The 3,160-nt window shown below is 39.6% G+C and carries 4 protein-coding genes; 1 reads left to right on the top strand and 3 read right to left on the bottom strand.

The annotated features are described in order from the left end of the window. A partial coding sequence (locus CWATDRAFT_RS30810; RefSeq protein WP_007308615.1) for an IS5 family transposase occupies positions 1-594 on the top strand: 594 nt, incomplete at its 5' end. A 67-nt stretch (positions 595-661) separates the two neighbouring features. Here CWATDRAFT_RS30810 and CWATDRAFT_RS30805 read toward each other — a convergent pair. The 3 genes from CWATDRAFT_RS30805 to CWATDRAFT_RS42175 form a co-directional block, all read right to left on the bottom strand. Continuing rightward, positions 662-1,489, bottom strand: a complete 828-nt coding sequence (locus tag CWATDRAFT_RS30805) for an alpha/beta fold hydrolase (RefSeq protein WP_007308614.1) — start codon at positions 1,487-1,489, stop codon at positions 662-664. Between the two features lie 19 nt (positions 1,490-1,508). Continuing rightward, positions 1,509-2,225: a glycosyltransferase gene (locus CWATDRAFT_RS30800; RefSeq protein WP_007308613.1), complete on the bottom strand. Its 717-nt coding sequence runs from the start codon at positions 2,223-2,225 to the stop codon at positions 1,509-1,511. A 474-nt stretch (positions 2,226-2,699) separates the two neighbouring features. Further along, positions 2,700-2,927 (bottom strand): hypothetical protein, encoded by a 228-nt coding sequence (locus CWATDRAFT_RS42175; RefSeq protein ID WP_459538831.1) that lies wholly within the window; start codon positions 2,925-2,927, stop codon positions 2,700-2,702. Positions 2,928-3,160 lie beyond the last annotated feature (233 nt).

Genomic DNA, 3,160 nt, shown 5'->3' with positions numbered 1-3,160 from the left:
GGAAAACCAATAGAGTTTGGAGCTAAACTCTCAGTAAGCTGTGTAGATAACTATGTGTTTCTAGACAAAATAAGTTGGGAAAACTTCAATGAATCTTGTCATTTAAAAGAACAAGTAGAAAAGTATAAAGAAACGTTTGGCTATTATCCCGAATCCGTCCATGTAGATAAAATTTATCGAACTAGGGAAAACAGAAATTGGTGTAAGGAAAGAGGTATAAGAATCAGTGGTCCGAAGTTAGGAAGACCTCCGAAAAATGTCAGTGAAGAAGAAAAGAAACAAGCCCACTCCGATGAATGCTTCCGTAATGCTATTGAGGGAAAGTTTGGACAAGCTAAACGAAGATTTAGCCTAAATCTCGTGATGACAAAACTCCCTGAAACCTCCATTACATCTATTGCTATTACATTTTTAGTTGTCAATCTTTCTAAACTTCTGAGGCAGTTTTTGTCGCTTTTTTTGTCCTTATTTACTAATAATAGAACAGGGGAACTCATTAAACCGCCTTTCATTAATTTTGATTATACTTTAAACAATTTTTATGTACTAAAACTTATTGATTTGTCAGAAAATTCTTGGTCAAAAGTGGCATAAATTTTGGAGAAGCTTTTTCAGCAAACCCTAATTAATTCTTAATTGTTAATTATTAATTGCTCAAATATCAGGCCAAATTAATCAATTCAGACCAATGAATTTTAAGTAGATTACTAATTTCATGACTATGGGTTTGGACAAAGTCATGATCCCCATTAGGGATAATAGATAATTGAGCATTAGGGATCTTGTCACGATATACTTCACAATGCCAACGAGGAATATGGGAATCGCACTCAGCAGCAATAACGAGAGTAGGAACCTCAATCTGGTGAATATGGTTTTCTACCGTATCAACTGCATCTTCAGGATTTAACCTATCTTTGAGGAAAGAAACTGCTGTTGGTTGAGTTAGGATTGCCTGACGGGTTTCACAAATTGCTTGATAGTCTTTTTTTTGTCCTCTGAGGATAAATATGGGGGCAATCAAAGCAAGTGCCACATCGACTAACTTGGTTTTCCACAACAAAGGTTTGAGATAGTCGTAGCGACCGACAAAACTATCATCCCTAATTCCTGCTGGTGCAAGCAGAGATATTCCCTTTAATGAGGCTGAACATTGCTTTTGTGCTGAACTAATAGCGTAGGATGCCGAAACCCATGCACCATAGGAAAAACCAACTAAAAAGAATTCTTGAATTTGTTTAACACTAATGAAATTTTGTAAAAATTCTACTTGATGATCCACAAGATAACGAATCTGAGGCTTAGAAGAATCTCCAAAACCTAACATTTCTAGACTGATGCAACAATAATGAGACTGAAGTTCTTTAACCAAGGGATGTAATGTCCAAGCGTCACCGAAAAAACCATGTAAAAAAATTATTGGTGTCCCTTTCCCGACTTCAGTATAAGCCGCGGTATATTTTCCTAGATTAATAAATTGTTTTTCCATAATATTTTTATGTGGTTTATTATGATCCTGATATTGGGTTAATAGCCTGTTCAATAATGGCAATAGCTTGATCTATTCCCCCTGATTTCTCAATAGCTTGCTGCAATTTTTGAGACTTTTCATGATAACGTTTTTCCCCTAGAACGCGCTGAATCATTGGGCGTAAATTGTCGGAGTTCAACTTACCTAAATCGATCATCTCTCCCACCCCTGTCCAAGCAATCCTGGCCGCAATACCTGGTTGATCGTTGGTCACGGGAATAGCTATCATCGGCACACCATAGGTTAGGGACTCTAAAGTTGTATTCATACCAGCGTGGGTAATAGTTAGGGCAGCTTTTTGTAAAAGTTCTAACTGAGGGGCATATTTCACCACAAGAGGATTTCCTGGAAGATTGGGTAAAGAATCCGGTTCTGAACCTCCCCCTAGAGAAATAAGCAATTGAGCATCTAATCCTTTACAGGCCCCAGCGATCGCCTCGAAAACATAAGTTAAACAATTCTGCAAAGTTCCCATCGAAGCATAAATTAGGGGTTGTCCTGTGAGTTTATCCCAAGGAAAATCAACTGACATACGACTTTCACTCGTATGATAGGGACCTGTATAGTAAAAATGAGGTGGGAGGGTTTGACGGGGAAAATCAAAGGCAGCAGGTTGATGACAGAGAATCGCTAGGGGCGAATCTGTGTAGGTTTCTGCTCCTAATTGCCACTTTTGACGATACTTAAGTCTCAATTTTTTTCCTGCTTGTCCAAAGGGGTTAGTAACTTGGTAGGCAAACCAATTTCTAAGATTAGCCCACCAAGAATCACGGTAAAGCCAAGGGGTAAATACAGGAGGTATTGGTTGAGTCGAGGGAAGGTATTATCCTTCGCCCCTCTCATTTAGATCCGTGCTTGCGACTTTCACCGCACACGGCTCCCGACAAGTTAGACTTTTCCAGTCTTGCCCGTGTGGATATGCTGGTGGCAGCTATGGTGGACTGCTATTAAGTTTTTAGGCTCCCAGTTATCGTGGTTTCCGTCTATGTGATGGAGTTGAACCCTCTCATCGTCCATAAACTTCAATCCACAATGTCCACATGAATGGTGTTGTCTTTTCAGACATTTAGAGGTTGCACCGTCGTAGAGCTTACTGTTACGCTTACTCCAATACAGGGTGTCTCCGTCGTAGGGTGATTTGTTGCCTTTGACATTGACATGGCTGTTTTCACTGCGTGATACTGCTGGAAAAGCCTTCTTGATAAGTTCTGATGCCTTGTATCGGTTCAGTTTCTTTTCTTTGTTGAAGACTTTGAAAGCTCTGTGTGCTGTTCTCCATAAGGAGAAGCGAGAGCCGTCCATTTTTGCAATACCTATGATAGTTTCGCCAATCTCTGACTAGGGGAGCTAATTTCTTAGCTTTAACCTTAGCCCCATAATTCGAGCAGTTGACGATATCTTTGATTTTCTGACGGAATGTCTGGTATTGGCTCCGATGCGAGCTTTGAACTTTCCGTGTTTGACTTGAAGTGCCGCTAAAATAAATCTTTTCGCTAGAATTGGTTCTTCATACCTTAACCTGGTGTAAACTGTTTTTTGAGATTTCGACCTTAGGTAAAAACAATTTGAAGGAAAAGGTTTACCAAAGGTATAGGAACCCTTGGTTTTGATTGACGGACAACAAGGTCT

This window comes from Crocosphaera watsonii WH 8501 (genome assembly GCF_000167195.1).
Taxonomy (GTDB): domain Bacteria; phylum Cyanobacteriota; class Cyanobacteriia; order Cyanobacteriales; family Microcystaceae; genus Crocosphaera; species Crocosphaera watsonii.
The sequence above is the reverse complement of the archived record's forward strand: the minus strand, read 5'-3'. Positions and strand labels throughout refer to the sequence as shown.